Genomic DNA, 23206 nt, shown 5'->3' with positions numbered 1-23206 from the left:
CACCGTCGTGCACGGACTGAAGTCGGGATCGGGATTGGGGAGGGGTGACGGGGATGGGACAGGAGCAGGGCGACGAGGAGCGGGAGTTCGACCTCGCGTGGGCGGACGGGGCCGAGTACAAGGAGCCTTCCGCGCGGGCCCGGATGCTGGCGGCCCGGTGGAAGGAGAACCCGCCGGAGGCCGTGCCGTTCCGCGGCGAGCCCGAGGGGTCGGGGCCCCGGCGGTCCTCGTGGCTGTCGACGGCGGTCGTGCTGGGGAGCGTGGCCGCGGTGATCGTGCTGCTGGGATACGTCAACTTCCGCGCGCCGTAGCGGAGCGGCGGCGGGAGGCCGGGCCGCCGGGCTGACCTGCCGCCTCGCCCTCATCCGATTCTCACCCGCCCCGAGGAGCCTTTGCCCCGCCTAGGCCCGATCGGGACCGCTTCATGGGAAAGGGCGGGTGCACACTGGGCGGTGGGACGAGTGCCTGACTGCGGGGTGATGGCAGATGCAGAGCCGCTTCCGGAGCGACCGGCGGTTGACCATGCGTATGGGTCTGACGCTGTTCCTGCTCGGGCTGTTGTACGTGGCGTTCGTGGCCGCGCTGATCGTGTTGCTGAAGTCCTGGGTGCTGGTCGTGGTGCTGGCGGGCGGGCTGCTCGTCGCGCAGTACTGGTTCTCCGACCGGATCGCGCTGTACGCGATGCACGGGCGGATCGTGGAGCGGGAGGAGTTTCCCGAGCTGCACGGTGTGATCGACCGGCTGTGTGCCGTGGCCGACATGCCGAAGCCCGTCGTCGCCGTGTCGGACATCGACATGCCGAACGCCTTCGCCACCGGGCGGAACGCCGATCACGCCGTCGTCTGCGTGACCACCGGACTGCTGCGGCGGCTGGAGCCCGCCGAGCTGGAGGGTGTGCTCGCGCACGAGCTGTCGCACGTGGCACACAAGGACGTCGCGGTGATCACGGTGGCGTCGTTCCTCGGGGTGCTGGCCGGGCTGATGGTCCGGTTCGCGTTCTACTCGCAGATCTTCCGGGGGCGCAAGGACCAGAACACGCTGGCCGTGTTCGCGGGGATCATGGGGATCTCGGCGGCCGTCTACGCGATCAGCTTCCTGCTGATCAGGGCGCTGTCCCGGTACCGGGAGCTGGCGGCTGACCGGGCCGCGGCGCTGCTCACCGGCAAGCCCTCGGCACTCGCCTCCGCGCTCACCAAGGTCGACGGCGACATCGCCCGGATCCCGACGAAGGACCTGCGGACCGCGCAGGCATTCAACGCCTTCTACTTCAGCCCGGCGACCGGCACCGAGCCCGGCATCTCCCGGTTCTTCTCGACCCACCCGAGCCTGGAGCAGCGGCTCGACCAACTGGGGCGGATCTCCGCCGAGTTGGGTGAGGCGGCGGTGCCCGGCATCGGGAAGGCGGACTAAGGATGGGGCTGCTGGACATCCTGCTCGGCCGTACGAAACCGGTCGCCCCCGATCTCGACCAGCTGTTCGCGCTGCCCTCGGCGGCGGTGACGCTGGAGGCGGCGGCCGGGTTCCGGGCGACCGGGCGCGGTGCAGTGTGCTTCGCGACGGTGGAGGGCGGGGCGTTCGAGCAGACGCACCGCGAGGTGCAGGCGCTGCTGGACGCGGACGCCGAACGCACGGGCCCGCCGGTGGAGTTGACCCAGGATGCCTACGGCTACTCGTGGCTGGTGTCGCGGCGCGCGCCGGATCAGCTGTCGGCCCTGGTCAACGATCTGCACGCGGTGAACAGCGCGATGGAGGTCAACGGCTTCGGGCCCCAACTCCTGTGCTCGCTGGCCGGGTTCGAGGATGGAGAATCCGGAGAGGCCGGAGAGGCCGCAGAGGTCCGAGGGGCCGGCGGCGGCCGGCGGCTGGCGCTGGTCTATCTGTACAAGCGCGGCACCTTCTTCCCGTTCGCGCCGCTGGCCGGTGACGGTCAGCGGCGCGACAGCGCACTGGAACTCCAGGTCAGGTCGATGCTCGGCAACGACCTGCGGATCGAGCAGGACCTGAGCCGGTGGTTCCCGGTGTGGGGCGCGCCCGGGTTGTGACGGGCGGGCCCCGGTCTCCTACCTGCTCTTCTCACGCGCCTGACGGCGCGACTCCAGGGGACGTTCGCGCTGGTAGCGGCGCTCCCACTTGGCCTGCCTGTCACGGCGGTCGCGGTAGGCGCGGTAGCTCGACGGGCTGCTTCCCGAGGAGGAACCGCCGCCCGACGAGGACGACGCGGACGCGTTCGGCGAGGACGACGAGGACGACGAGGTGGACGACTCCGAGTCCCTGCCGTACTGGACGTAGAGGAAGAGCACGGCGACGGCGGCGAGCCACCAGACGTGGTTCCCGAATCCCAGAACGACCAGGACGACGGTCCCGGAGATGACGATGGTGCCCATGACGGGCCTCCGTGGGCGTGGGTGTGGTGTCCGAGCGGTGTGAACTGCGTCCCGACAGGGCGCTGGGGTGGGCGGCCGACCGTCGGTGGGTTGGGTGCGTCAGAGACTAGCGCCGACTCCGCAGGGTGACGCCGGTCCTGCGTGAAGCAGTGGTGACCTGCTCCGCAATGCGTCTCCAGCGTAGGGAGCCGGTCACTCGGTGTGCATCTTCTTTTCCGCGCGGGGCCGTCAGATGCCCGGTGCCGTCAGATGCCCGGTGCCGCCGTGACCACGCCTGCCGTCACGGCCGCGTCGAGGGCCGCGTGGTCCGCGGTGGTCTGGGCGGCGTAGGCCAGGGCGAAGTCGGCCACCGCGCGTTCGAAGGTGTCCGTGCCGCCCAGGTACGCGGCGATGGCGACGCGGTCGCCGGAGCGGGCGTGGGCGCGGGCCAGGGCGGTGCCGCAGAGGCGGGCGTACGCCGTGAGCGCCGCCGGGCCCATGCCGACGACGTCCGCGGAGCCCTTCATGTCGCGCAGCTGGCGCCAGTAGAAGGCCCGGCCCTGCGGGCCCGTCATCCAGCCGAGGAAGATGTCGCTGGCCGCCTGGAGGAGGCGCTGGCCCGCCACGACCCGGTGGCCCGGGTGGACGTAGGGGCCGTTCGGCAGATGCTCTTCGAGTACGGACTTCCGCGCCTCCTTGATCTGCAGGAACAGCGGGTCGTCCTGGTCGCGGCCGGCCAGCAGCACGATGAAGCAGCGGGTGCCCACACTGCCGACGCCGACGACCTTGCGGGCCGCGTCGACGAAGCGGTAGCGGTCCAGGAGGAGGCGGCGTTCCTCGGAGAGCGTGGAGCGGTAGTCGCTGAAGATCTTGCGCAGGGAGGCCATGTCGGCGGCGCCGGCCGGTTCGAGGAGGGGCGGGTCGTGGACGATCCGGCGGCGGCCGTCGACGGTCTCGGTCAGCTTGCCCACGGCGTGCAGGCTGGTACGGCGGCGGGCCCTGGTGAGGGTGGACTCCACCCGGCGCCGGTGGCGGGCCGAGCGCACCAGCGGCAGCAAGCTGTCGGCGTCGATCCGCTCGTACCAGACGGCCAGTTCGCCCTTGCGGGCCAGCTCGCGCAGAGCCGTACGGTACGCGGCCGTCGCCTCCCGTGCGGCGCGGTGGGCCTTCGTGTCGCTGTGGCCGTTCTCGCGGGCGGCGACCGCGACGCTCGCGGCGAGGCGCTTGACGTCCCACTCGAACGGGCCCGGGAACGTCTCGTCGAAGTCGTTCAGGTCGAAGAGCAGGGTGCGTTCCGGGGAGGCGTACAGCCCGAAGTTGAGGAGGTGGGCGTCGCCGCAGAGCTGGACGGTGAGGCCGGTGTGCGGCTGGGACGCCAGGTCGGCGGCCATCACGGCGGCCGAGCCGCGCAGGAACGCGAACGGGGAGGCGGCCATGCGGCCGTACCGGATCGGGAGGAGTTCCGGGAGTCTGTCCCGGCCCTGCCGTTCGAGTACGGCGACGGGGTCCGGGCGGTCCACGGCGGGGATCCAGCCCGCGTGGGCCGAGCGGGAAACGCGTTTGCGCGCGGCACGACCCCGCTCCGCCCGGTCGGCCGGGCTGGTCATGTGCCGAGTCTCTGCATGCCGCCGCCTTCCGGGAGGGCACCGCCTGTTGCTTCGCAGTGAAACCGGGCCGGCGTGGGGGTGCATTCCGGGGACGTCGATCGGGTGAACGTTTACTGTCGGTCGACACGTGAACGTCGTCGAGGCGAGGTCGAGATGAGTCCCACCCCCCGTCACATCCCCGCCCCCGAACGCCGGGCCCGCCTCGCCCTCCGCCACCGCCTCGCCCCCGGTGCGCACGCCACCACGCCCGAGGAGGTCGCCGCCTCCCTCGTCGCTCTGCACGGCAGCGACCCCGCGACGGTCCACCTCGCCGTGGGCGCCCGTCTCGCCGACGCCTCCGCCACGGTCACGGAGACCACCCGCGCCCTGTACGAGGACCGCACCCTGATCCGCGCGCACGGCATGCGGCACACGGTGTTCGTGTACCCGGCCGAGCTGACCGCCGTGGTCCACGCGTCCACCGGGCTCGCCGTCGCCGCGCGGGAACGGGCCAACCTGGTCAAGGACATGGCGAAGGCGGGGGCGCCGGACGCGACCTGGCTGAAGGCCGTCGAGGAGGCGACCCTGTCCGCTCTGGCCCGGCGCGGACAGGCGACGGCGTCCGAACTCGCCCTGGACGAGCCGAGGTTGAAGGAGCAGTTCGCCTACGCGGCCGGGAAGCCCTACGAGGGCGTGCACACCGTCTCGTCGCGTCTGCTCAGGGTGCTGGGTGTGGAGGGCAAGGTGGTGCGGGGGCGCCCGCTGGGCGGCTGGACGTCGAGCCAGTTCCGCTGGGCCGTGGCCCCCGCGCACCCCGAACTGGACACCGCCGAGGCCCAGGCCACCCTCCTCGGCCGCTGGCTCACGACCTGCGGCCCCGCCACGGAGGCCGACCTCAAGTGGTGGACGGGCTGGCGCGTGACGGACGTCCGCCGGGCGCTGGCGGCCATCGGCGCGGAACCGGTGACCCTGGACGAGGGCACCGGCTACGTCACCGCCGGCGATCTCGCCCCGGTGACCGACCCGGCCGAACCCTGGGCCGCCCTCCTCCCGGCACTCGACCCGACGGCGATGGGATGGCAGCACCGGGACTGGTATCTCGCCCCGGAGCTGCGCCCCGCGCTGTTCGACCGGAGCGGCAACGTGGGCCCGACCGTGTGGTGGAACGGCCGGGTGGTGGGGGGCTGGGCCCAGCGCCCCGACGGCGAGATCACCTGGCGCCTCCTCGGCCTCGAAGACATCGGCCGTGAGGCGGAGGCCGCGATCGGGGCGGCGGCGGAACGGCTGCGGGGGTGGGTCGGCGAGACCCGGGTGACACCGCGGTTCCGGACGCCGGTGGAACGGGAGTTGTCGGCGTGAGGGGAGTCGGCCGCTGGCGCAGCTCCTGGAGACGCGAGCAATGACGCCGGGCACCCGACAGCACAGGGCACCCGGCGCCACGGTCAGCGCGAGTACCGCATCAGCGCCCGCACCATGTGACACGTCGTGTCCGACGGCGCATGGACACCGATCAGCTCGGCGGTGCTGCGGATCGTCTCGTTCCGCGCCTGGTTGGGGACGAACACCCCGGAGTCGAGCAGGGCGATGGCCAGCCGCATCGCCTTGAGACGCCGGTTGTGCGTGACGTACCACTCCCGCGGACGCCCCGGCGGCAACGGGCGCTTCTCCACGGGCACGTACGGCAGATCGAGCTGGACGGAGCGCTTCGCGGTGGACTGGGTGGGCAGTGGCTTCTGCTTCAGTGCGGCAGCGGGCACGGGCATCCTCCTGTCGCGATCAGGGCACCGCCGGACCCCCCGGCGGCACCCTCGAACACTTCTTCCATTCTACTGCCCGGCACTGACAATCGCCCCTGGCCACAAGGCCTTTGAGGGTGTTGTGACGCAGGTGGAAGACGGGTTCCGGCGTACCGTGAGGGGCATGGAGATCTGGATCAACCCGGCCTGTTCCAAGTGCCGCAGCGCCGTGAGCCTGCTCGACGCCGAGGGGGCGGAGTACACCGTCCGCCGCTATCTGGAGGACGTGCCGAGCGAGGAGGAGATCCGGGCCGTCCTGGAGCGGCTCGGCCTCGAACCCTGGGACATCACGCGCACGCAGGAGGCCGCGGCGCGGGAGCTGGGCCTCAAGGAGTGGGCGCGGGACGCGCGTTCACGGGACCGGTGGGTGGCCGCGCTCGCCGCGCACCCGAAGCTGATCCAGCGCCCGATCATCACGGCGGACGACGGCACGGCGGTGGTCGCCCGCAGTGACGAGGCCGTACGGGACGCGCTGGCCCGGTAGCGGGGCTGCGTCCACTGATCAACAACTCTCTTGTGGCGTACGTCACTTCAGTGACTTGTGTGTCGGGTGAGTTACCTCGTTCGGTATCCCGTACATACCGGCGAACGGTCCCCTACCCCACAGGAGCCGCGCATGTCGCGCAGGAGAACTGCCAGCACGAAGAAGAAGCTGGCGTTGCTGGTCACCGCAGCGGCGGTCGCCGGAGGCGGGGCCTTCGCTCTCGCCACCACGTCGAACGCGTCGCAGCCGTCGGCCCAGAACGCCAGGACGCTGTCGGCCGCCGACTCGACGGTCTGCCAGGGCCTCGCCACCGCCCTGGGCAACAACCAGAAGTTCATCGACGGCCAGCGCGCGGCCCCCGACGCCCAGTCGAGCGCGCGGATCGCCAACCGCGAGGCGGTCATCGCACAGATCAAGGTGCAGCAGAAGGCGTCGGGTTGTGCGGTGGGGGAGTCGGCTCAGGACTCCCAGGCCGCGCCGCCGGCGCAGTCGGCTCCCGCGGGCTCCCCCGCCACCTCGGCCGCGACCCCGCCGGCCGCGACTCCGCCGGCGGCGGGCAACAACGGTGGCGGTAACGCCGCCGCGGGCAGCCAGGTCTGCAACGGCTCGACCGTCACGCTCTCCGGCGAGGCCGGTGCGCCCGCCGCGTCCAGCAACCAGTTCCCGGCCGGCACGACGCTGAAGGTCACCAACCTGGACAACAACAAGTCCACGACGGTGAAGGTCACTTCGGTCTCCGGCAGCTGTGTCCTGCTGAACAACGCGGCCTTCGAACAGGTCCGCGAGCCCGGCAAGTTCCTCATCCGCCGTGCTCTGATCCAGAAGGTGGGGTGACGCTCAGGGTCCGAGACAACCGGTGAGGTGACGGCCCTGTCGCTCGGGCCGCCGCCAGGTATGTGTCACAGGTCCCGCCGCCTCCGGCCAGAGGCGGCGGGACCGGCGCGTCCGGGCCCAAGGTCTCACGGGCTCACGGGCTCACGGGCTCACGGGCCAATCCCATCGCATACGAGCCACCGGGACCGCGGGCCTCGCCGCCCGTCCGCGGCCGCGCACGGCTCTCCCCCCGGTACGGCGGGCGCGGGACGCGTGAATCGCGCCACAGCACCACCAGGTAACACGGGGTTCACACTCGGGCAATGGCCGGGAAATCGCCTGTTGACAGGCTGCCCGGCATGAATCGTGGCGCCTCAGTGCCGCTGCGCCGCAGCACCGCGAGTGCGACCGAAAGACCCACCCCGAAGGATGTGGCCCGTGACCTTCAAGGCTGAGTACATCTGGATCGACGGCACCCAGCCGACGGCCAAGCTCCGTTCCAAGACGAAGATACTGGCGGACTCCGAGAGCCCGGCGAACGGTGCCGAGCTGCCGATCTGGGGCTTCGACGGGTCGTCCACGAACCAGGCCGAGGGGCACTCCTCGGACCGCGTGCTCAAGCCGGTCGCCAGCTTCCCGGACCCGATCCGCGGCGGCGCCGACATCCTCGTCATGTGCGAGGTCCTCGACATCGACATGACGCCGCACGAGTCCAACACCCGTGCCGCGCTCGCCGAGGTCGTCGAGAAGTTCGGCTCGCAGGAGCCCGTCTTCGGCATCGAGCAGGAGTACACCTTCTTCGACGGCTCGCGCCCGCTGGGCTTCCCCGAGGGCGGCTTCCCGGCCCCCCAGGGCGGCTACTACTGCGGTGTCGGCGCCGACGAGATCTTCGGCCGCGACATCGTCGAGGCCCACCTGGAGAACTGCCTCAAGGCCGGTCTCGCGATCTCCGGCATCAACGCCGAGGTCATGCCCGGCCAGTGGGAGTTCCAGGTCGGCCCGGTCTCCCCGCTGGAGGTCTCCGACCACCTGTGGATCGCCCGCTGGCTGCTCTACCGCACCGCCGAGGACTTCGGCGTCTCCGCGACCCTCGACCCCAAGCCGGTCAAGGGCGACTGGAACGGCGCGGGCGCGCACACCAACTTCTCCACCAAGGCCATGCGCGAGGGCTACGACGCGATCATCACCGCGTGCGAGTCCCTCGGCGAGGGCTCCAAGCCCCTCGACCACGTCAAGAACTACGGCGCCGGCATCGACGACCGCCTGACGGGCCTGCACGAGACCGCCCCGTGGAACGAGTACTCCTACGGCGTCTCCAACCGCGGTGCCTCGGTCCGTATCCCGTGGCAGGTCGAGAGGGACGGCAAGGGCTACATCGAGGACCGCCGCCCGAACGCCAACGTCGACCCGTACGTCGTGACGCGCCTCATCGTCGACACGTGCTGCTCCGCCCTGGAGAAGGCCGGCCAGGTCTGATCCACCCCGCACTCGCGAGAGGGGCGCCCGCCGTCACGGTGGGCGCCCTTCGGCGTTGTCAGTGGCGCGTGCCATCGTGGGGGCATGGAGATCGACGGGGGTCTCGGCATCAAGGTCGAGACGGAGAACGGGCAGGCCCACAGCCGCGTTTCGGCGGCCGGGCTGCGGGAGCTGGTGGCACGGATCGGCGGCGCGGGCGACCGTTTCCTGGTCGTGCAGCGGATACCGGACCTTCCGCACGTCTTCGCGCAGGTGTGGCACGAGAAGGGCCGGGAGGACGGGGAGGACGGGGGCTACCGCCTCGAACACCGGCTGAGCGAGAGCGAGTTCCGCGGCACGGACGTCGACGGCGCCGACAGGACGGCCGAGTTGCTGACCGGCTGGGCCCGGGAGGCGGCCGGGTGGGACGCGGGGGTCGTGTGGGAGCCGGTGGACCTCGGTCCCCGGGAAGAGGTCCCCGAGCTGCCGGACGAGGTGCGGGAGAAGGTCGAGGAGCGGATCCGGGTCCGGCTGCGCTGCGGCTACGACGACCGGCGGACCCTGACCGCCCTCGCCGAGGAGTGGACGGCCGACGGTGACGAGCGGCCGGTGTCGCGTGCGCAGGCCGCGCGGCTGGTGGACCGGCTGTGGCTGGACCGGGTGGCCGAGCAGGCGCGGTGGGAGGGCGTCACCGAGCCCGAGCTGCTCACCGGCGCCTTCGAGGTGCTGGACGCGAGCGGCATCACCGCCCGGGAGAACTTCACCTGCTGCCGGGGCTGCGGCCTCGCGGAGATAGGCGCCGAGCGCGAGGGCGCCCGCGGGTTCGTCTTCTTCCACCAGCAGGTCACCGAGCACGCCGCCGAGGGGCACGGCCTCGCGCTGCACTACGGCGGGTTCGACGGCTCGGCCGGGACCACCGAGGCCGTCGGGCACGAGGTGCTGGCCGCGCTGCGCGCCGCCGGGCTGTCCGCGCACTGGGACGGCGATCCGGACAGGGCGATCGACGTCGGACCGCTGACCTGGCGCCGACGGCTGGTGGGCTGAGGGCCAGGGCGGCCGGTTCACGCCAAGGAAGCGTCCAAGCTGTGAGAGGAGGGTCCTGTCCCGGGCCGGTGTCTGCTTCAATGGGCTCATGGCCAGCCACCAGAAATGCGCCGCGACGGGTCGCCGTGACCTTGAGCCATTCTGGCCTTCCCGTCAGCACCACGACTTCGACCGGGTGTGTTGTCGCGCGATGAACGCGCCGGCCCTCTAAAGCCGAAACACCCTCGGCCTCCGGCCCGCGCGACTCGACGTACGTCCCCCTGACGAACCTCTCGCGCGAAAGCTGACCTCTCATGGCGATCATCCGTTCTCTGTCCTCCGCCACGCTCGACACCGCCACCCCGACCGCTCCGAACGCGCCGCGGCACCATCTGCGCGCCGTGGACCGGGACGAGGTGATCGACGTCGCGGAGTTCCTGCCCCCGGGTGCCACCTGGCTGCCCGCGCCGCCGCACACGCTGCCCACGCTCCCGGGGCAGCCGCCGATGGTCGGGTACCTCGTCCTCATCCCGGCCGACAGCCCACACCTCGTCCGCAGCGCCCCGGTCGCCCCGGCCCCTCCCGCCGGGGCCGAACCCCTCGTCCGGATCGACACCGTGCAGCGCACCGCGCAGCTGAACGGCGAGGAACTCGACCTGACCTACCTGGAGTTCGAACTCCTCGCCCATCTCGTCGCCCACCCCAACCGGGTGCACACCCGCGACCAGCTGGTCACCACGGTGTGGGGCTACGGGCATGTGGGCGACGGCCGCACGGTCGACGTCCACATCGCGCGGCTGCGCCGCAAGCTGGGCGTCGAGCACCGCAAGGCGATCCAGACCGTGCGCCGGGTGGGGTACAAGTACACACCGCCGACCGCGCGCTGACCGTCTGCCGAGGGCAGATCGGCGTTCCCTTCCGCAGGCCCGGCGGGCAGAGTCGTCGGTATGAGACTTCTGGTGCTGGGCGGTACGGAGTTCGCGGGGCGGGCCGTCGTGGAGGCGGCCCTCAGGCGGGGCTGGGAGGTGACCGTCCTCAACCGGGGACGGCACGAACCCCCGGCCGGGGTACGGGCGTTGCGGGGTGACCGCACCGCGCCCGGCGGGCTCGCCGCGCTGGCCTCCGGCGAGTGGGATGCCGTGGTCGACACCTGGTCGGCGGCGCCGCGGGCCGTCGACGACGCGGCGCGGCTGCTCGCCGACCGGGTGGGGCGGTACGTGTATGTGTCGAGCTGCTCGGTGTACGCGTGGGCTCCGCCCTCGGGGTACGCCGAGGACGCGCCCGTCGTCGAGGGTGCCGCTCCCGACGCCGACAGGACGGACTACGCGCGGGACAAGCGGGGCGGGGAGCTGGCCGCGCTCGGGGCGTTCGGGGCGGAGCGGTCCGTGTTCGCGCGGGCCGGGCTCATCCTCGGGCCGTACGAGAACATCGGCCGGCTGCCGTGGTGGCTGGGGCGGGTCGCCCGGGGCGGGCCCGTACTGGCGCCGGGGCCACGGGAGTTGGCGCTGCAGTACGTGGATGTGCGGGATCTCGCCGCGTGGCTGCTCGGTGCCGTGGAGCGGGAGTCGAGCGGGCCGTACAACGTCATCTCGCCTCGGGGGCACGCGACGATGGGGTCCTTGCTGGACGCGTGTGTGCGGGTCGCGGGCGGGGCGGGGGCCGAGCTGCGGTGGACCTCGGCGGAGGTGGTGCTGGGGGCGGGGATCGAGCCGTGGACCCAGTTGCCGGTGTGGGTGCCGGCGGGGACTGACGGGTACGGCGCGTTGCACGGTGCGGATGTGTCGCGGGCGGTGGAGGCGGGGTTGAGGTGTCGGCCTGTCGAGGAGACGGTGGCGGACACCTGGGCGTGGTTGCGGGAGGTGGGCGGGGTCGCGCCGCAGCGGGCCGATCGCCCGGCGGTGGGGCTCGACCCGGCGGTCGAGGCGAGGGTGCTCGGGGTTCCGGTGGAGTCGTAGTCCGCGCTCCGTGGCCCGTAGCCGCCTGAGGACGCCCGCACGAGGCGGGGGGTGTTGCCATCGACACCCCCGTCACGGGGGCCCGGCCCCGTGACCCCGGGTGCTCCGCTCGGTGAGACTGGGCGTATGGAAATCAGCCGTGAGCGGGTCCGGGATGTGGTGGTCGCCGGGGTGCGGGGGCTCGGCCTCGCGCTGCTGTCGCTCGGCGGGTCACTGACGCTCTTCGTGCTCGTCGTCGTGTCGCTGGCGCTGATTCCCGCGGGGGTCGGGCTGATCACCACCCCCTGGGTGCTGGCCGGGGTGCGGGCGCAGGCGGACCGGCGGCGGGTGTGCGCGGCCGAGTGGTGCGGGGTGCGAATTCCGTCCGCGTACCGGGCGGTGCCGGACGGGGCGAAGCCATGGACGCGGACGTTCCGGATGCTCGGTGACCCCGCCACCTGGCGGGATCTGTGGTGGCTGCCCGTCGACATGACCGCCGGGTTCGTGACCGCGCTGCTGCCCGCCGTCCTGGTCTTCTATCCGCTGGAGGGCTTCGCGTTGGCGTTCGGGCTGTGGCGGGTGTTCACGGACGGGACGCGGGTCGGCTGGTGGTACGGGTTCGTGCCGGTGAGCGGGCAGGGCAGTGCGCTGCTCGCCGGGTTGCTGGGGGCCGGAATCCTTGCCGCCTCCGCTGTCCTCACGCCTGCGCTGCTGCGGGCGCACTTCCTGCTGACGCGTGCCGTGCTCGCCCCGGGAGCGGGTGAACTCGCCGAGCGGGTACGGGTGTTGACCGAGACGCGGCGGGACGCGGTGGACTCCTCGGCTGCCGAGCTGCGGCGCATCGAGCGGGATCTGCATGACGGGGCGCAGGCGCGGCTGGTCGCCATGGGGATGGATCTCGGGACGATCGAGGCGCTGCTGGAGAAGAACCCGGCGAAGGCCCGGGAGTTGCTGGCGCGGGCCCGGCAGTCGTCCGCCGAGGCGTTGGGCGAGTTGCGGGACCTGGTGCGCGGGATTCATCCGCCGGTGCTGGCGGAGCGCGGACTCGCCGATGCCGTACGGGCGTTGGCGTTGCGGATGCCGGTGGCGACGGAGGTGGGTGCGGAGCTGGGGGGCGGGCGGGCCGACGCGCCGGTCGAGTCGGCCGCGTACTTCGCCGTCAGCGAGCTGCTCACCAACGCCGTCAAGCATGCGGGCGCGGACCGGATCTGGGTCGATCTGCGGTACGCGGAGGGCGCGTTGCGGATCTCCGTGACGGACAACGGCACAGGTGGTGCCGTGGTCGGGGCGGGGTCGGGGCTGTCCGGAGTGGAGCGGCGACTGGGTACATTCGACGGCGTCCTGGCCGTCAGCAGCCCCGCGGGCGGTCCCACCATGGTCACCATGGAGATTCCGTGCGCGTTGTCCTAGCCGAAGACCTGTTCCTGCTGCGGGACGGGCTGGTGCGGCTCCTGGAGGCCTACGACTTCGAGATCGCCGCGGCGGTGGAGACCGGGCCCGAACTCACCAGGGCGCTGGCCGAGTCGGCGCCCGACGTGGCCGTCGTCGACGTACGGCTGCCGCCCACGCACACCGACGAGGGGCTGCAGTGCGCGTTGCGGGCGCGGCGGGAGCGGCCGGGGCTTCCGGTGCTGGTGCTGTCGCAGCACGTGGAGCAGTTGTACGCGCGGGAGCTGCTCGCCGACGGGACCGGCGGGGTGGGCTATCTGCTGAAGGACCGGGTGTTCGACGCGGAGCAGTTCGTGGATGCCGTGAGACGGGTGGCGGGGGGTGGGACGGTGATGGATCCGCAGGTCATCCAGCAGCTGCTGGCGCGGCGGGCGGCCGACGACCGGCCGCTGGGGCGGCTGACGCCGCGGGAGGTCGAGGTGCTGGAACTGATGGCGCAGGGGCGGTCGAACGCGGCGATCGCCGGGCAACTCGTCGTCACGGAACGGGCGATCGGGAAGCACACGTCCAATATTTTCGCCAAACTGGGACTAGAAGTCTCGGACGACGACAATCGCCGCGTACTGGCGGTACTGGCCTATTTGGATCAGGGACGCTGAGCACTACCTGTGAGTCGATCACAACTGCTGGTGTTTAAAGGGCAGTTGAGAGGGGACTTACCCAAGAATCTCTCATCAGTTTCTGAGCTTGCTGAACACTCCTGGGACCTCCTGCGTATCAATGGGCGCCGCTTCACTCCTGTCGGGCGCCTCGCTGCCCCGCAAGGAAGTCAGAGGAGTTCCATGGGACGCAATGATCGTAAACGCCGTACGCCGCTGGCCACCAAGGCCATTGCCGCATCGGCTGCCCTAGTGCTCGGTGGGGGCGGGCTGCTCTGGGCGCAGATGAACGCTTCGGCGCACGAGTCCAACTCGTCGGGCCAGAACGAGACCAAGGCCGCCGCCGCTTCGGCGCAGGTCGCGACGATCGCCTGCCCGGACGTCGGCCAGCAGCTGACGAACGTGCCGCAGAAGGCTCGTCAGGGTGTCGCCGTCGAACTGGCGAACCTCGACAAGCAGATCACCGAGGCCTACGCCCGGCTCGCGTCGACGCGTCAGGCCCAGGCGAACGACGCGAGCTTCGTGCAGAACGCGATCGTCGGTCCCCTCAAGGAGAAGCGGGCCGCGACGATCGACCGCATTCGCATCGACATCCAGCGAGTGGGCGGCTCCGTCAACGCGAACGCGCTGAAGCAGCTCGCCGCCTGCACCACGCAGAACGCCAACAACACCACCGCCGGTGGTCAGAACAACAACGGCGGCGGACAGAACAACAACGGCGGACAGAACAACGGCAACGGCAACAACGGCGGCCAGAACAACGGCAACACGGCCGCGCCGAGTGCCAGTGCCTCCGCGCCCGCCAACATCGGCGGCCAGGCCGGCAACGGTCCGGTGGCCGCGGACTTCGTGGACATCACGAAGGTCGCGAACAACGTCCTGGCGAAGCCCCAGAACCAGGCTCAGGCCTCGAAGGGCAGCTTCACCACCCGGTGCGGTGTCAACGCCAACAAGAACCACAACACCGACAACGTCATCGTGGCGCCCGGTGTGAACAACGGCGCGCACCACCTGCACGACTACGTCGGCAACCAGAAGGTCAACGCGTTCTCCACGAACGACTCGCTGCTGGCCGCCCCCTCCAGCTGCCAGAACCAGAGTGACCTCTCGTCGTACTACTGGCCGGTCGTGCGCGTCCAGAACGGTACGCAGGACTTCGACCAGAACGCGGACGGCGGTGGCAAGGAAGGCAACGTCGGCAAGATCCTGACCCCGGTGTCGGCGCAGATCAAGTACGTCGGCTCGCCCGCCTCCAAGGTCGTCGCGATGCCGCAGTTCCTGCGCATCATCACCGGTGACGCCAAGACCACGACCAACGGTCTGGCCAACGCCAACGCGCACTGGAGCTGCACCGGCTTCGAGACCAAGGTCCAGCTGACGGAGCAGTACCCGATCTGCCCGCGGGGCAGCAACGTGGTCCGCACCTTCGCGTTCCAGAGCTGCTGGGACGGTGTGAACATCGACAGCGCCAACCACCGTACGCACGTGGCCTTCGCGGACCCGGCGAGCGGTGTCTGCGGCAACGGCTTCAAGGCCATCCCGCAGCTGACGATGCGCCTGGTCTACAAGATCACGCCCCCCACCCTCCAGGCGAACGGCACCGTGAAGAACGCCTACGCGGTGGACGGATTCCCGGAGCAGCTGCACAAGCCGTCGACCGACCACGACGACTTCATCAGCGTCACCAAGAACAACCTGGCGGCGAAGATCGCCAACTGCGTCAACTCCGGCAAGAACTGCCAGTGAGCAGCTGACCGGCAAGCAGTAGGAAGCGGGCGGTGGGATTCTCCCACCGCCCGCTTTCGTGTGCCGCCAAGGCCAAGGGGCTTTCCCCCGGCGGGAGTTCAGCTCGTGTGCTTCGAGTGGTCGGTGCCGATCTCCTCGTCGCCGCCGAGCGTGGTCTGCAGCTTCTTGACGATCGTGTCGGTGCCCACGACGACCCACTTGCGGCCGACGAGGTAGAAACCGCCGTAGTCCTTCGCGTCGTTGATCCACTCGCGCTGGCCGCGGTCGGTGGCGAAGGTCGCCAGGACGAACTTGCCGTAGCTCATCTTGCAGATGGCCTGGCGGAGTTCGTCGGCGTCGGTCTGGATGTCGGGCGTGCACTTCACCTTGGCCGCCAGGCTCTCCAGGCTGCCGGTGGCCGCCGTCGGTACGGTCGCGGCCTTGGTGTCGGCGCCGCAGCCCACCAGCGCCAGCGCCGCCGTGGCGCCGGCCACCGCGAGCATCGGTCGGGTCAGCCTCATCTGTCGTTCCTCCGGTCGTCCGGTCAGCAGCATGCCGCAGTCGGCCCCGGCGAGGGACCTTCTCCTTCGATACGGCCCTGACGCGCCCCGCGCTCAAATCCGTGGTCCCCGGCTGTACGCGTGTGCGAAGGTGGCGCCCGTGAACCAGGACTGGGAAGACCGTACGACCGCCGCGTGGGCGACCTTCGACGCGTATCCGGAGGAACGGGCCGCCGACTTCCGGGCGGTGATCGACGCGCTCGTCGCCGAACTCCCGGACGGCAGCCCGCTGGGGCCCTTCGAGCAGGCCTGCGCCTGGGACTCGACGGGGCACTCCGACCGGGCCGCCCCGCTGTACCGGGAGGCACTCGCCCGCGGGCTCGGCGGCTACAAGGGACGCCGGGCGAAGATCCAACTCGCCAGCTCCCTGCGGAACATCGGGCAGGCGGAGGAGGGCGTCAAGCTGCTGACGCCCGAACTCGACGGCCCCTCGGACGAGTTGGACGACGCGGTCCGCGCATGCCTCGCCCTGTGCCTGTCCGGTCTCGGCCGCGACCGCGAGGGCCTGTCCCTCGTGCTGGGCGCCCTCGCGCCCCATCTGCCGCGCTACCAGCGGTCGATGGCGAACTACGCACGCGCGCTGGTCGAGCCCGGGGCCTGAGTCGTCCGGACGGCGGTGACCAACTCACCGTTCGCTCGTTTTGCTGAACGTGCAGTCACAGGATGTCGCCAAGCGCCCCCCAGCTTCACCCACCGACCCGGTCGTCGATGTCGAACAGGCCGAGGCCGCGCTCGTCGAGCACTATCCACGGCTCGTCCGGCTCGCCTACCTGGTGCTCCCCCCGAGCCTCGGCCGCAACCGGCGCGTCCTGACCGCGCACGCCCTCACCCAGCGCGCCCTGCCCCGGGGCCGCGCGTCCGCGTCCGCGATCCCGGCCCAGAACGGGGGTCACCCCGACCGAGCGAATGCGCGGGCGGGGGACGGCCGGGACGTCGACCCGGGCTACGCCTTCGTCCGCCTCCAGGTGGTGCGTACGGCGCTGGAGGCGGGCCTCCCGCTGTCGTTCCGCGCGCTGCCCAAACGCTCCCAGCTCCCGCCGCTGCTCCCCCAGGTGCGGGGCCTGCGGCTCTTCCCGCGCTCGGGAGGCGCCGACGAACTCGCCCTGGACCAGCGGCTGTCGGCCCTCTCCGGCCCGGCCCGCGCGGCCTACGTGCTGCGGGGTCTCGAACGGCTGCCCGACGGTGACGTCCGCCGGGTGCTCGCGGCGGCCGGGGTCGACACGGTGGACGCGGCGCTGCGCGAGGCGGACGGGACGCCCGCGCAGTACGACCTCCTCGACTCCCCCGAGTTCGACCCCTGTTCGCTGCACGCCCGGCCCACCGACCTGATGCGCCGCCGCCAGCACGGCAGGGCGGCCCTCGCCGCCGCCGCGGCCGTCGTCGTGTGCGGTGCGCTGCTCGCGCTGCCCGGCGGCGGCTGGGGCCCGGACGGCGCCGCCGCCCCCGCGTACGCGCAGAACCCGGCGTCCGAAGCCGCCCTGAACCCCGGCAAGCTGACGCGCATCGCGCCCACCGCGTGGCAGTCCTCCGCGCGCGAGGACTTCTCCGTCTGGCCGGCCCGCGGCGACCTCACCGGCGACACCGCGCTGCTGCGCCGCGCCCTCGCCGTCTGGGCTCGCCCCGGCGAGTCCGTCCAGGTCTCGGCCACCCCCGGCACCCCGTCCGGCGGCCCGGCCGGACCACCCCAGCTCCTGTACGCGGGCACGGTCGACAACGCGCGCGTGGTGATCCTCTACGACGGTCTGCGCATCGCCCGCTACGCGGAGCCGAAGGACGGCACCAAGGGCGCCGCGCTGGACTTCGCGCGGGTCGACGGCGCGACCGGGGCCGAGGCGGACGCGGTGGTCCTGGACCGGGCCGACGGCAACGTCCGCTATCTGACGGCCCCTTGGGTGAAGAAGGTGACCGAGCGGGACCTGCAGAAGCCGAACGCCGGCGAGCTGCCGATGACCCTCACCGACGGGATCACCTCACCGATGGCCAGCCCCGCGACGGCGACCGGCGCGTGCACGTCGTGGAACGTGCTCCAGCTGACCGACGACACCGGCACCCGGCTGGTGAGCGACCTCGGCGAACTGGTCCCCGCGCACCTCACCGCGGGCCGCCCCGGCGCGGTGCACGAGGTGTCGGGCTCGGCGGCGCGGCACGCCTGGGCGCCGTACGCCTGCTCGCTCGGCGCGATGCGCTCGCTGGGCGTACGGTCGGTGAACTCCTGGCAGTACGCCGAGCAGCCGCTGCCCGACGCGAGCGGTGCGGCGGAGTGGGTGTGCACGCGGGCGGAGACCTGGCGGGGCGGCGGCGAGCGGGTGCTGGCGCAGTTCCGCACGCCGGGCGGGACGTACGGCGCGGTCGCGGCGAAGGCGCAGGACGTGGCGGCCTGCGGGGCGCGCGACCCCCATGTGCTGGCCGGGGTGCTGTGGAAGTCGGCGGCGGGCGGCTGGTACCTGCTGGCGGCGGCCGGCAAGGGCACGGAGGCCGTGACGGCGACGGGCGGGGTCAACGGCTCGGCACAGGGTGCTCTGCTGGCGGTGAAGACGCGGCAGGGCGTCCAGGCCGAGCTGAAGGGGACGCTGGCCGACGGCGGCACCATCACGGGCCTGCGCTGACCGGTCCCCGGGAGGCCCCGACCCTCGCTGACATTCGTGTCAACAAGTCTCCGCACAAGGCTTCCCCAGGGACTTACCCGTCAGTACATTGACGTCATGTCCAACAAGCCGCTCAAGGCCCGGAAGGTGTCCTTCTCCTGGGAGGGCACGCCGCTCCACTGGGTGCCCGGCGACCCCTTCACCACGCACACGATCAACGTGCTGCATCTGCTGCTGCCCGCGGGTGAGCGGTGGTTCGTGCATGTCTACAAGCAGGTGCTGCCCCTCATCCGGGACGACCGGCTGCGCGAGGACGTGATCGGGTTCATCGGCCAGGAGGCGATGCACTCCCAGGCCCACGACGAGGTCCTCCCCCACCTCAGGGAACTGGGCCTCGACCCGACGCCCTACACCGCGCAGGTCGACTGGTTCTTCGAGAAGCTGCTCGGCGACCGCACCCTGCCGCCGGGCCGGGCCCGCGCGTGGTGGCTGATGGAGCGGGTCGCGATCATCGCGGCGATCGAGCACTACACCGCGTTCCTCGGCAACTGGGTGCTGAACGCCGAGGAGCTGGACCGGCGCGGCGCCGATCCGACCATGCTGGACCTGCTGCGCTGGCACGGCGCCGAGGAGGTCGAGCACCGCTCCGTCGCCTTCGACCTCTTCATGCACGTCGACGGCGGCTACCGGCGCCGCGCCCGCACCTGGGCGACCGCCTTCGCCGCCCTGATGTTCCTGTGGCAGCGCGGCTCCCGCTTCTTCATGGCGAACGACCCGACCCTCGCCGACCCCCACGTGAGCTTCAAGGACTTCTACGTCGCCGGGAAGCGCGGCACCCTGCCCGCCACCGGGGACATGCTCAGGTCCATCCCCCGCTACCTGAGCCGCGCCTACCACCCCTCCCACGAGGGCAGCACCGAGCAGGCCGTCGCCTACCTCGCGTCCTCACCCGCGGCGGTGGCCGCCGAGAAGAGGGCCGAGTAGTGCCCAAGCCTCTCACCGTCGCCGTCCTGGCCGGCGCCGCCCTGCTGACCCGCAGCGCGCTACGGCGCCGGGTGCGGGCCTCGCCGCTGTGGCCGCTGCCCGCCCTCGACCCGCCCGTCTCCGGCCGGCCGCGCACCCGGGCACTGCGGCTCCGGGTCGCCGCGCGGGAGACGGTCGCCGAGGACGTCGTACGACTGCGCCTGGAAGGGGTGGACCTGCCGCGCTGGGAGCCCGGGGCGCACATCGATCTGGTGCTGCCCTCGGGGCTGGTCCGGCAGTACTCGCTGTGCGGGGACCCGGCGGACACCTCGTCGTACACGGTCGCCGTGCGACTGGTGCGGGACGGGCGGGGCGGTTCCCGCGAGGTGCACGAACAGGTGCGGGAGGGAACGGAGTTGGAGGTCCGGGGACCGCGCAACAGGTTCCCGCTGATCGCGGCGCCGTCCTACGTCTTCGTCGTCGGCGGCATCGGGATCACCCCGGTCCTGCCGATGCTGCGGGCGCTGCCGGAGGGCGCCGACTGGCGGCTGGTGTACGCGGGCCGAACGCCGGACTCCATGCCGTTCCTGGACGAGTTGGCGGAGTTCGGCGCGGACCGGGTCACCGTCGCGAGCGGGCGGCGACCCGAACTGGACGCGCTGCGCGCGGAGTTGCCCGAGGAGACCGTCGTCTACTGCTGCGGGCCCGAGGAGATGATGGCGGCCGTGGCGGAGCGGTTCCCGGACGTGCGGCTCGAACGCTTCGCGCCCCGGGCCCAGTTGGGCGGAGCCAGTGGCGGAGACACCGCCTTCGAGGTCGAACTCCGGCGCAGCGGACGGACGTTGACCGTGGCCGCCGACTCCACGGTGCTGGCCGCCGTCCGGGCGGAGCTGCCCGACACGCTCTACTCCTGTGAACAGGGGTTCTGCGGAACCTGCCAACAGCGCGTGGTGGAAGGGGAGGTGGAGCACCGGGACGAGCTGCTCACGGACGCGGAGCGTGATGACTCGATGCTGATCTGTGTGTCCCGGGCCCGTGGTGAGCGAATCGTGCTGGACATGTGAACGACCTTGGAGGGACCGGGCCGTTGAGCTCCGGTTCCGATCGGTAAGGTGTTCGCATGAGTACCGGGGTTCGCCGCAGGATGGGAGTCGAGGAACGGCGGCAGCAGCTGATCGGCGTCGCTCTCGACCTCTTCAGCCGTCGCTCGCCCGACGAGGTCTCCATCGACGAGATAGCCGCCGCCGCGGGCATTTCCCGGCCGCTGGTCTACCACTACTTCCCCGGCAAACTCAGCTTGTACGAGGCCGCGTTGCAGCGCGCCTCGGACGATCTGGCCGGACGGTTCGTGGTCGCCGAGGAAGGCTCGCTCGGCGGACGGCTGCTGCGGGTGATGGGCCGGTTCTTCGACTTCGTGGACGACCACGGGCCGGGCTTCGCGGCGCTGATGCGCGGCGGTCCCGCGGTCGGCTCGTCCACCACCAACGCGCTGGTCGACGGGGTGCGGCAGGCCGCGTACCTCCAGATCCTGTCCCATATGAAGGTCCAGGACCCGCCCGCGCGGCTGGAGCTGATGATCCGGTCGTGGATCTCGCTCGTCGAGTCGACGGCCCTGATCTGGCTGGACGGCCGGCGCATCCCGCGCGCCGACCTGGAACGCCAACTCGTGCACGACTTCGGGGCGCTGGCCGCGGTCAGCGCGGCCTACGACGACGAACTCGGCGCCCTGCTCCGCGAGTCGCTCAAGCACGAGCCGGGCGACGGGCCGTTCAGCGACCTCGTCGTCCGGCTGATCGCGCTGGCGTCCTAGGTCGTACGGAGCGTTCTAGCGCTCGAACTTCCGGTAGGACGCGTCCAGTTCGCGGACCTCGGCCGAGGCGTGCAGCACCGAGCCGTCCTCGTCGATGTACTCGCGGAGCAGCTCCAGGACCTTCTCGGTCAGCTTGGCCTTGGTCTCCTCGGTGCGCCCGGCGAGCAGGCCGAGGGTGACGTGCACGACGGTGTGACCCAGCTCGTCGAGACCCTCGTACCCGAAGGCCGTGTACTCGCTCGGGCGGAACTGCGTCTTGCACGCCTCCGGCTTCGCCGCGGCGATCTCGACCACCGCCTGGTGCAGCGCACGGGCGAAACCGTCCTGGTCGAAGGAGATGGTGTGGGAGTGGTCGACGGTGATCTGCGGCATCAGGCGCTCCTGTTTCTCAGCCAACAACGGGCTCACCCTAACCGCCCGCGGGCTCAGCCCAGCCGCAGCGCCAGCATCGCGATGTCGTCGTCCCGGTCGACGCCGAAGCAGTCGAGCAGGGTGTCGCACAGGGCGTCCAGGCCGGGCAGGGCGCCGGAGGCCGCCGCGCGAAGCTGGTCCATCGACGCGGACAGGTCGGTGCCGCGGGTCTCGATGAGGCCGTCGGTGATCATCAGGAGCCGGTCGGAGGGTTCGAGGAACAGCTCCGTGGGCGGCGGATGGGACAGGCCCACGCCGAGCAGCGGGCCCGAGGCCTTGGCGTAGTCCGCGCTGCCGCTGTCCCGGATGATCAGCGGCGGGATGTGCCCCGCGTTGGAGATGAGGGTGCGCCCGGTGTCCGGGTCGACCAGGACCAGGCAGACGGTGGCCGTGGTCTCCGGGTGGTAGTGCCGGAGCATCCGGTCCAGCCGCTCGGCCAGCACGCTCGGGTCGCTCTCGTCGACGCAGTAGGCGCGCAGGGCGTGCCGAATCTCGACCATGACGGTGGCCGCCTCCAGCGAGTGCCCGACGACATCGCCGACGACGAAGAGCACACGCGAGCCGACCTTCAGGACGGCGTAGAAGTCGCCGCCGATCTCGGTGTCCTGGGACGCGGGCACGTACCGCACCACGACGTCCGTGCCGCGGAGTTCGGGCAGCCGGTCCGGCTTGGGCAGGAAGCTGCGCTGCAGGGTGAGGGCCACATGCCGCTCGACCTGGTACATGAGGAGCGGCTCGGCGGCGAGCGCGGTGGCCTGGGCGAGCTGCGCGATCAGCGCGCCGGCCTCGGGGCCGACCCGGCGCAGTCCGCGGGTGGGGGCGGCGAGGCAGACCGGGGCCCGGCCCTCCTGGGTGAGGACGAGCGCGAGGCGCGCGTCGTGCTCCACGCCCGGCCGGAAGAACCCGGTGGGCCACAGCGGCGCCGGCACGGTGGTGATCTGCACCCCGGACTGGCCCTGGGAGAGCCGCCGCAGCAGCCGGGCCACGGCCCGGTCGGCGTCCTCGCCCGGCAGCGCGACCGCGGTGCGGTCCCGGGGCAGGCCGCGGTACAGCTGGTCGTCCCGGTCGAGGACGAACACGGCGGCCGGGGTGCCGGTGAGCCGTGCGGTGCCGTCGGCGGCGACGTCGACGAGTTCCTGGAGGGAGCGCGCCGCCTGGATGGTGACGATCATCTCGGACAGCAGGGTCAGCCTCTTGACGAGCGCCTGGTCGTCGGCCCGCAGCCGGGCGGCGCGGACCGCCGAGCGGACGGCCGCCTCGATCTCCTCGGGCTCCGCGGGCACGGTCAGGAAGGCCTCGTCGCCCGCGTCGAGCGCCTGGCAGCGGTTGCTCGGCGGTGCGGCGAGCGCGGAGACGTGCACGACCGGCAGGCCCGCCATCCGCGGCCGCTCCTTGAGCAGCCCGCACAGTTCGAAGCCGCTCATGTCCGGCAGGTGCACGTCGATCAGCGCCACGTCCGGGAGGTTCCCCTTGCGCAGCCGCACGTCGAGTTCGGCGAGCGCCTCGGCGCCGCTGCCGACCGCCATGACCCGATGCCCGGCACGGCTCAGCACGCTCTCGACCGCGAACCGGCTCGCCGGCTCGTCGTCGACGACCAGTACGGTCGCGTGCGTCAGCTTGCCGTTGACGTCCATTTCTCAGACCTGGCCC

The 23206-nt window shown here is 71.8% G+C and carries 24 protein-coding genes; 18 read left to right on the top strand and 6 right to left on the bottom strand.

Features of this window, described 5'->3' with window-relative positions; genetic code table 11:
* Nucleotides 1-53: 53 nt before the first annotated feature.
* From ACIPTO_RS15465 to ACIPTO_RS15455, 3 genes are all read left to right on the top strand, one after another.
* Nucleotides 54-311, top strand: coding sequence for a hypothetical protein (locus ACIPTO_RS15465; protein WP_401192019.1), 258 nt, complete (start codon nucleotides 54-56; stop codon nucleotides 309-311).
* Between the two features lie 175 nt (nucleotides 312-486).
* Nucleotides 487-1410 (top strand): zinc metalloprotease HtpX, encoded by a 924-nt coding sequence (gene htpX, locus ACIPTO_RS15460; protein ID WP_366314365.1) that lies wholly within the window; start codon nucleotides 487-489, stop codon nucleotides 1408-1410.
* Nucleotides 1411-1412: 2 nt separating this feature from the next.
* Complete coding sequence (locus ACIPTO_RS15455) at nucleotides 1413-2042, top strand: hypothetical protein (RefSeq protein ID WP_401192016.1); 630 nt, start codon at nucleotides 1413-1415, stop codon at nucleotides 2040-2042.
* Nucleotides 2043-2060: 18 nt separating this feature from the next.
* Here ACIPTO_RS15455 and ACIPTO_RS15450 read toward each other — a convergent pair whose 3' ends face one another.
* Together ACIPTO_RS15450 and ACIPTO_RS15445 are read right to left on the bottom strand one after the other, a co-directional pair.
* A complete protein-coding gene (locus ACIPTO_RS15450; protein ID WP_366314361.1) occupies nucleotides 2061-2384 on the bottom strand; it encodes a hypothetical protein in 324 nt (107 codons plus the stop codon).
* Between the two features lie 245 nt (nucleotides 2385-2629).
* The gene (locus ACIPTO_RS15445; RefSeq protein ID WP_401192014.1) at nucleotides 2630-3970 is read right to left on the bottom strand and encodes a DUF2252 domain-containing protein; all 1341 of its coding nucleotides are present in this window, start codon (nucleotides 3968-3970) and stop codon (nucleotides 2630-2632) included.
* A gap of 153 nt (nucleotides 3971-4123) precedes the next feature.
* Between ACIPTO_RS15445 and ACIPTO_RS15440 the strand changes: the two genes are divergently transcribed.
* Nucleotides 4124-5308 (top strand): winged helix DNA-binding domain-containing protein, encoded by a 1185-nt coding sequence (locus tag ACIPTO_RS15440; protein WP_401192011.1) that lies wholly within the window; start codon nucleotides 4124-4126, stop codon nucleotides 5306-5308.
* An 83-nt stretch (nucleotides 5309-5391) separates the two neighbouring features.
* Here ACIPTO_RS15440 and ACIPTO_RS15435 read toward each other — a convergent pair whose 3' ends face one another.
* Complete coding sequence (locus ACIPTO_RS15435; protein WP_266767926.1) at nucleotides 5392-5706, bottom strand: hypothetical protein; 315 nt, start codon at nucleotides 5704-5706, stop codon at nucleotides 5392-5394.
* Nucleotides 5707-5869: 163 nt separating this feature from the next.
* On the opposite strand from ACIPTO_RS15435, the gene ACIPTO_RS15430 reads away from it, so the two are divergent.
* The 9 genes from ACIPTO_RS15430 to ACIPTO_RS15390 all read left to right on the top strand — a co-directional run bounded on the left by ACIPTO_RS15430 (nucleotide 5870) and on the right by ACIPTO_RS15390 (nucleotide 15248).
* Nucleotides 5870-6229, top strand: coding sequence for an arsenate reductase family protein (locus ACIPTO_RS15430; RefSeq protein WP_401192009.1), 360 nt, complete (start codon nucleotides 5870-5872; stop codon nucleotides 6227-6229).
* A gap of 132 nt (nucleotides 6230-6361) precedes the next feature.
* The gene (locus ACIPTO_RS15425; protein ID WP_401192006.1) at nucleotides 6362-7063 is read left to right on the top strand and encodes a hypothetical protein; all 702 of its coding nucleotides are present in this window, start codon (nucleotides 6362-6364) and stop codon (nucleotides 7061-7063) included.
* A gap of 417 nt (nucleotides 7064-7480) precedes the next feature.
* The gene (gene glnII, locus ACIPTO_RS15420) at nucleotides 7481-8518 is read left to right on the top strand and encodes a glutamine synthetase (RefSeq protein ID WP_366314351.1); all 1038 of its coding nucleotides are present in this window, start codon (nucleotides 7481-7483) and stop codon (nucleotides 8516-8518) included.
* An 84-nt stretch (nucleotides 8519-8602) separates the two neighbouring features.
* Nucleotides 8603-9541, top strand: a complete 939-nt coding sequence (locus tag ACIPTO_RS15415; RefSeq protein ID WP_401192003.1) for a DUF6891 domain-containing protein — start codon at nucleotides 8603-8605, stop codon at nucleotides 9539-9541.
* A gap of 293 nt (nucleotides 9542-9834) precedes the next feature.
* On the top strand, nucleotides 9835-10407 hold the full coding sequence (locus tag ACIPTO_RS15410; RefSeq protein WP_366314347.1) for a winged helix-turn-helix domain-containing protein: 573 nt from the start codon (nucleotides 9835-9837) through the stop codon (nucleotides 10405-10407).
* 60 nt (nucleotides 10408-10467) lie between these two features.
* Nucleotides 10468-11475, top strand: a complete 1008-nt coding sequence (locus tag ACIPTO_RS15405) for an NAD-dependent epimerase/dehydratase family protein (RefSeq protein ID WP_401192000.1) — start codon at nucleotides 10468-10470, stop codon at nucleotides 11473-11475.
* A gap of 126 nt (nucleotides 11476-11601) precedes the next feature.
* Nucleotides 11602-12864: a sensor histidine kinase gene (locus ACIPTO_RS15400; protein ID WP_401191998.1), complete on the top strand. Its 1263-nt coding sequence runs from the start codon at nucleotides 11602-11604 to the stop codon at nucleotides 12862-12864.
* The gene (locus ACIPTO_RS15395; protein ID WP_366314341.1) at nucleotides 12849-13502 is read left to right on the top strand and encodes a response regulator transcription factor; all 654 of its coding nucleotides are present in this window, start codon (nucleotides 12849-12851) and stop codon (nucleotides 13500-13502) included. The genes ACIPTO_RS15400 and ACIPTO_RS15395 overlap by 16 nt, the downstream gene beginning before the upstream one ends.
* Nucleotides 13503-13685: 183 nt before the next feature.
* Nucleotides 13686-15248, top strand: coding sequence for a DUF1996 domain-containing protein (locus tag ACIPTO_RS15390; protein WP_366314339.1), 1563 nt, complete (start codon nucleotides 13686-13688; stop codon nucleotides 15246-15248).
* Nucleotides 15249-15346: 98 nt separating this feature from the next.
* On the opposite strand, the gene ACIPTO_RS15385 is transcribed toward ACIPTO_RS15390, so the two are convergent.
* Nucleotides 15347-15748: a hypothetical protein gene (locus ACIPTO_RS15385; RefSeq protein WP_366314337.1), complete on the bottom strand. Its 402-nt coding sequence runs from the start codon at nucleotides 15746-15748 to the stop codon at nucleotides 15347-15349.
* A 139-nt stretch (nucleotides 15749-15887) separates the two neighbouring features.
* On the opposite strand from ACIPTO_RS15385, the gene ACIPTO_RS15380 reads away from it, so the two are divergent.
* The 5 genes from ACIPTO_RS15380 to ACIPTO_RS15360 all read left to right on the top strand — a co-directional run bounded on the left by ACIPTO_RS15380 (nucleotide 15888) and on the right by ACIPTO_RS15360 (nucleotide 21145).
* A complete protein-coding gene (locus ACIPTO_RS15380; RefSeq protein ID WP_366314335.1) occupies nucleotides 15888-16388 on the top strand; it encodes a tetratricopeptide repeat protein in 501 nt (166 codons plus the stop codon).
* A 49-nt stretch (nucleotides 16389-16437) separates the two neighbouring features.
* On the top strand, nucleotides 16438-18393 hold the full coding sequence (locus ACIPTO_RS15375) for a hypothetical protein (RefSeq protein ID WP_401191994.1): 1956 nt from the start codon (nucleotides 16438-16440) through the stop codon (nucleotides 18391-18393).
* A gap of 96 nt (nucleotides 18394-18489) precedes the next feature.
* The gene (locus ACIPTO_RS15370) at nucleotides 18490-19356 is read left to right on the top strand and encodes a metal-dependent hydrolase (RefSeq protein ID WP_401191992.1); all 867 of its coding nucleotides are present in this window, start codon (nucleotides 18490-18492) and stop codon (nucleotides 19354-19356) included.
* Nucleotides 19356-20399 carry a PDR/VanB family oxidoreductase gene (locus ACIPTO_RS15365; RefSeq protein WP_401191990.1) on the top strand — a complete coding sequence of 348 codons (1044 nt, stop codon included), beginning with the start codon at nucleotides 19356-19358 and terminating at the stop codon, nucleotides 20397-20399. The genes ACIPTO_RS15370 and ACIPTO_RS15365 overlap by 1 nt, the downstream gene beginning before the upstream one ends.
* Nucleotides 20400-20455: 56 nt before the next feature.
* The gene (locus ACIPTO_RS15360) at nucleotides 20456-21145 is read left to right on the top strand and encodes a TetR/AcrR family transcriptional regulator (RefSeq protein WP_366314327.1); all 690 of its coding nucleotides are present in this window, start codon (nucleotides 20456-20458) and stop codon (nucleotides 21143-21145) included.
* A 15-nt stretch (nucleotides 21146-21160) separates the two neighbouring features.
* On the opposite strand, the gene ACIPTO_RS15355 is transcribed toward ACIPTO_RS15360, so the two are convergent.
* Both ACIPTO_RS15355 and ACIPTO_RS15350 read right to left on the bottom strand, forming a co-directional pair.
* The gene (locus ACIPTO_RS15355) at nucleotides 21161-21517 is read right to left on the bottom strand and encodes a 5-carboxymethyl-2-hydroxymuconate Delta-isomerase (protein ID WP_266767949.1); all 357 of its coding nucleotides are present in this window, start codon (nucleotides 21515-21517) and stop codon (nucleotides 21161-21163) included.
* Nucleotides 21518-21570: 53 nt separating this feature from the next.
* Nucleotides 21571-23190 (bottom strand): fused response regulator/phosphatase, encoded by a 1620-nt coding sequence (locus tag ACIPTO_RS15350; RefSeq protein ID WP_366314324.1) that lies wholly within the window; start codon nucleotides 23188-23190, stop codon nucleotides 21571-21573.
* Nucleotides 23191-23206 lie beyond the last annotated feature (16 nt).

The sequence above is a fragment of the Streptomyces sp. NPDC090083 genome, assembly GCF_044747445.1.
Taxonomy (GTDB): domain Bacteria; phylum Actinomycetota; class Actinomycetes; order Streptomycetales; family Streptomycetaceae; genus Streptomyces.
The sequence above is the reverse complement of the archived record's forward strand: the minus strand, read 5'-3'. Positions and strand labels throughout refer to the sequence as shown.

What these genes read in the sequence shown, in the direction of transcription:
- ACIPTO_RS15370 (WP_401191992.1), top strand. Translation starts at nt 18,490, where the DNA reads ATGTCCAACAAGCCGCTCAAGGCCCGGAAGGTGTCCTTCTCCTGGGAG.
- ACIPTO_RS15465 (WP_401192019.1), top strand. Translation starts at nt 54, where the DNA reads ATGGGACAGGAGCAGGGCGACGAGGAGCGGGAGTTCGACCTCGCGTGG.
- ACIPTO_RS15390 (WP_366314339.1), top strand. Translation starts at nt 13,686, where the DNA reads ATGGGACGCAATGATCGTAAACGCCGTACGCCGCTGGCCACCAAGGCC.
- ACIPTO_RS15450 (WP_366314361.1), bottom strand. Translation starts at nt 2,384, where the DNA reads ATGGGCACCATCGTCATCTCCGGGACCGTCGTCCTGGTCGTTCTGGGA.
- htpX (WP_366314365.1), top strand. Translation starts at nt 487, where the DNA reads ATGCAGAGCCGCTTCCGGAGCGACCGGCGGTTGACCATGCGTATGGGT.
- ACIPTO_RS15440 (WP_401192011.1), top strand. Translation starts at nt 4,124, where the DNA reads ATGAGTCCCACCCCCCGTCACATCCCCGCCCCCGAACGCCGGGCCCGC.
- ACIPTO_RS15360 (WP_366314327.1), top strand. Translation starts at nt 20,456, where the DNA reads ATGAGTACCGGGGTTCGCCGCAGGATGGGAGTCGAGGAACGGCGGCAG.
- ACIPTO_RS15350 (WP_366314324.1), bottom strand. Translation starts at nt 23,190, where the DNA reads ATGGACGTCAACGGCAAGCTGACGCACGCGACCGTACTGGTCGTCGAC.
- ACIPTO_RS15430 (WP_401192009.1), top strand. Translation starts at nt 5,870, where the DNA reads ATGGAGATCTGGATCAACCCGGCCTGTTCCAAGTGCCGCAGCGCCGTG.
- ACIPTO_RS15400 (WP_401191998.1), top strand. Translation starts at nt 11,602, where the DNA reads ATGGAAATCAGCCGTGAGCGGGTCCGGGATGTGGTGGTCGCCGGGGTG.
- ACIPTO_RS15385 (WP_366314337.1), bottom strand. Translation starts at nt 15,748, where the DNA reads ATGAGGCTGACCCGACCGATGCTCGCGGTGGCCGGCGCCACGGCGGCG.
- ACIPTO_RS15405 (WP_401192000.1), top strand. Translation starts at nt 10,468, where the DNA reads ATGAGACTTCTGGTGCTGGGCGGTACGGAGTTCGCGGGGCGGGCCGTC.
- ACIPTO_RS15415 (WP_401192003.1), top strand. Translation starts at nt 8,603, where the DNA reads ATGGAGATCGACGGGGGTCTCGGCATCAAGGTCGAGACGGAGAACGGG.
- ACIPTO_RS15355 (WP_266767949.1), bottom strand. Translation starts at nt 21,517, where the DNA reads ATGCCGCAGATCACCGTCGACCACTCCCACACCATCTCCTTCGACCAG.
- ACIPTO_RS15410 (WP_366314347.1), top strand. Translation starts at nt 9,835, where the DNA reads ATGGCGATCATCCGTTCTCTGTCCTCCGCCACGCTCGACACCGCCACC.
- ACIPTO_RS15445 (WP_401192014.1), bottom strand. Translation starts at nt 3,970, where the DNA reads ATGACCAGCCCGGCCGACCGGGCGGAGCGGGGTCGTGCCGCGCGCAAA.
- ACIPTO_RS15425 (WP_401192006.1), top strand. Translation starts at nt 6,362, where the DNA reads ATGTCGCGCAGGAGAACTGCCAGCACGAAGAAGAAGCTGGCGTTGCTG.
- ACIPTO_RS15455 (WP_401192016.1), top strand. Translation starts at nt 1,413, where the DNA reads ATGGGGCTGCTGGACATCCTGCTCGGCCGTACGAAACCGGTCGCCCCC.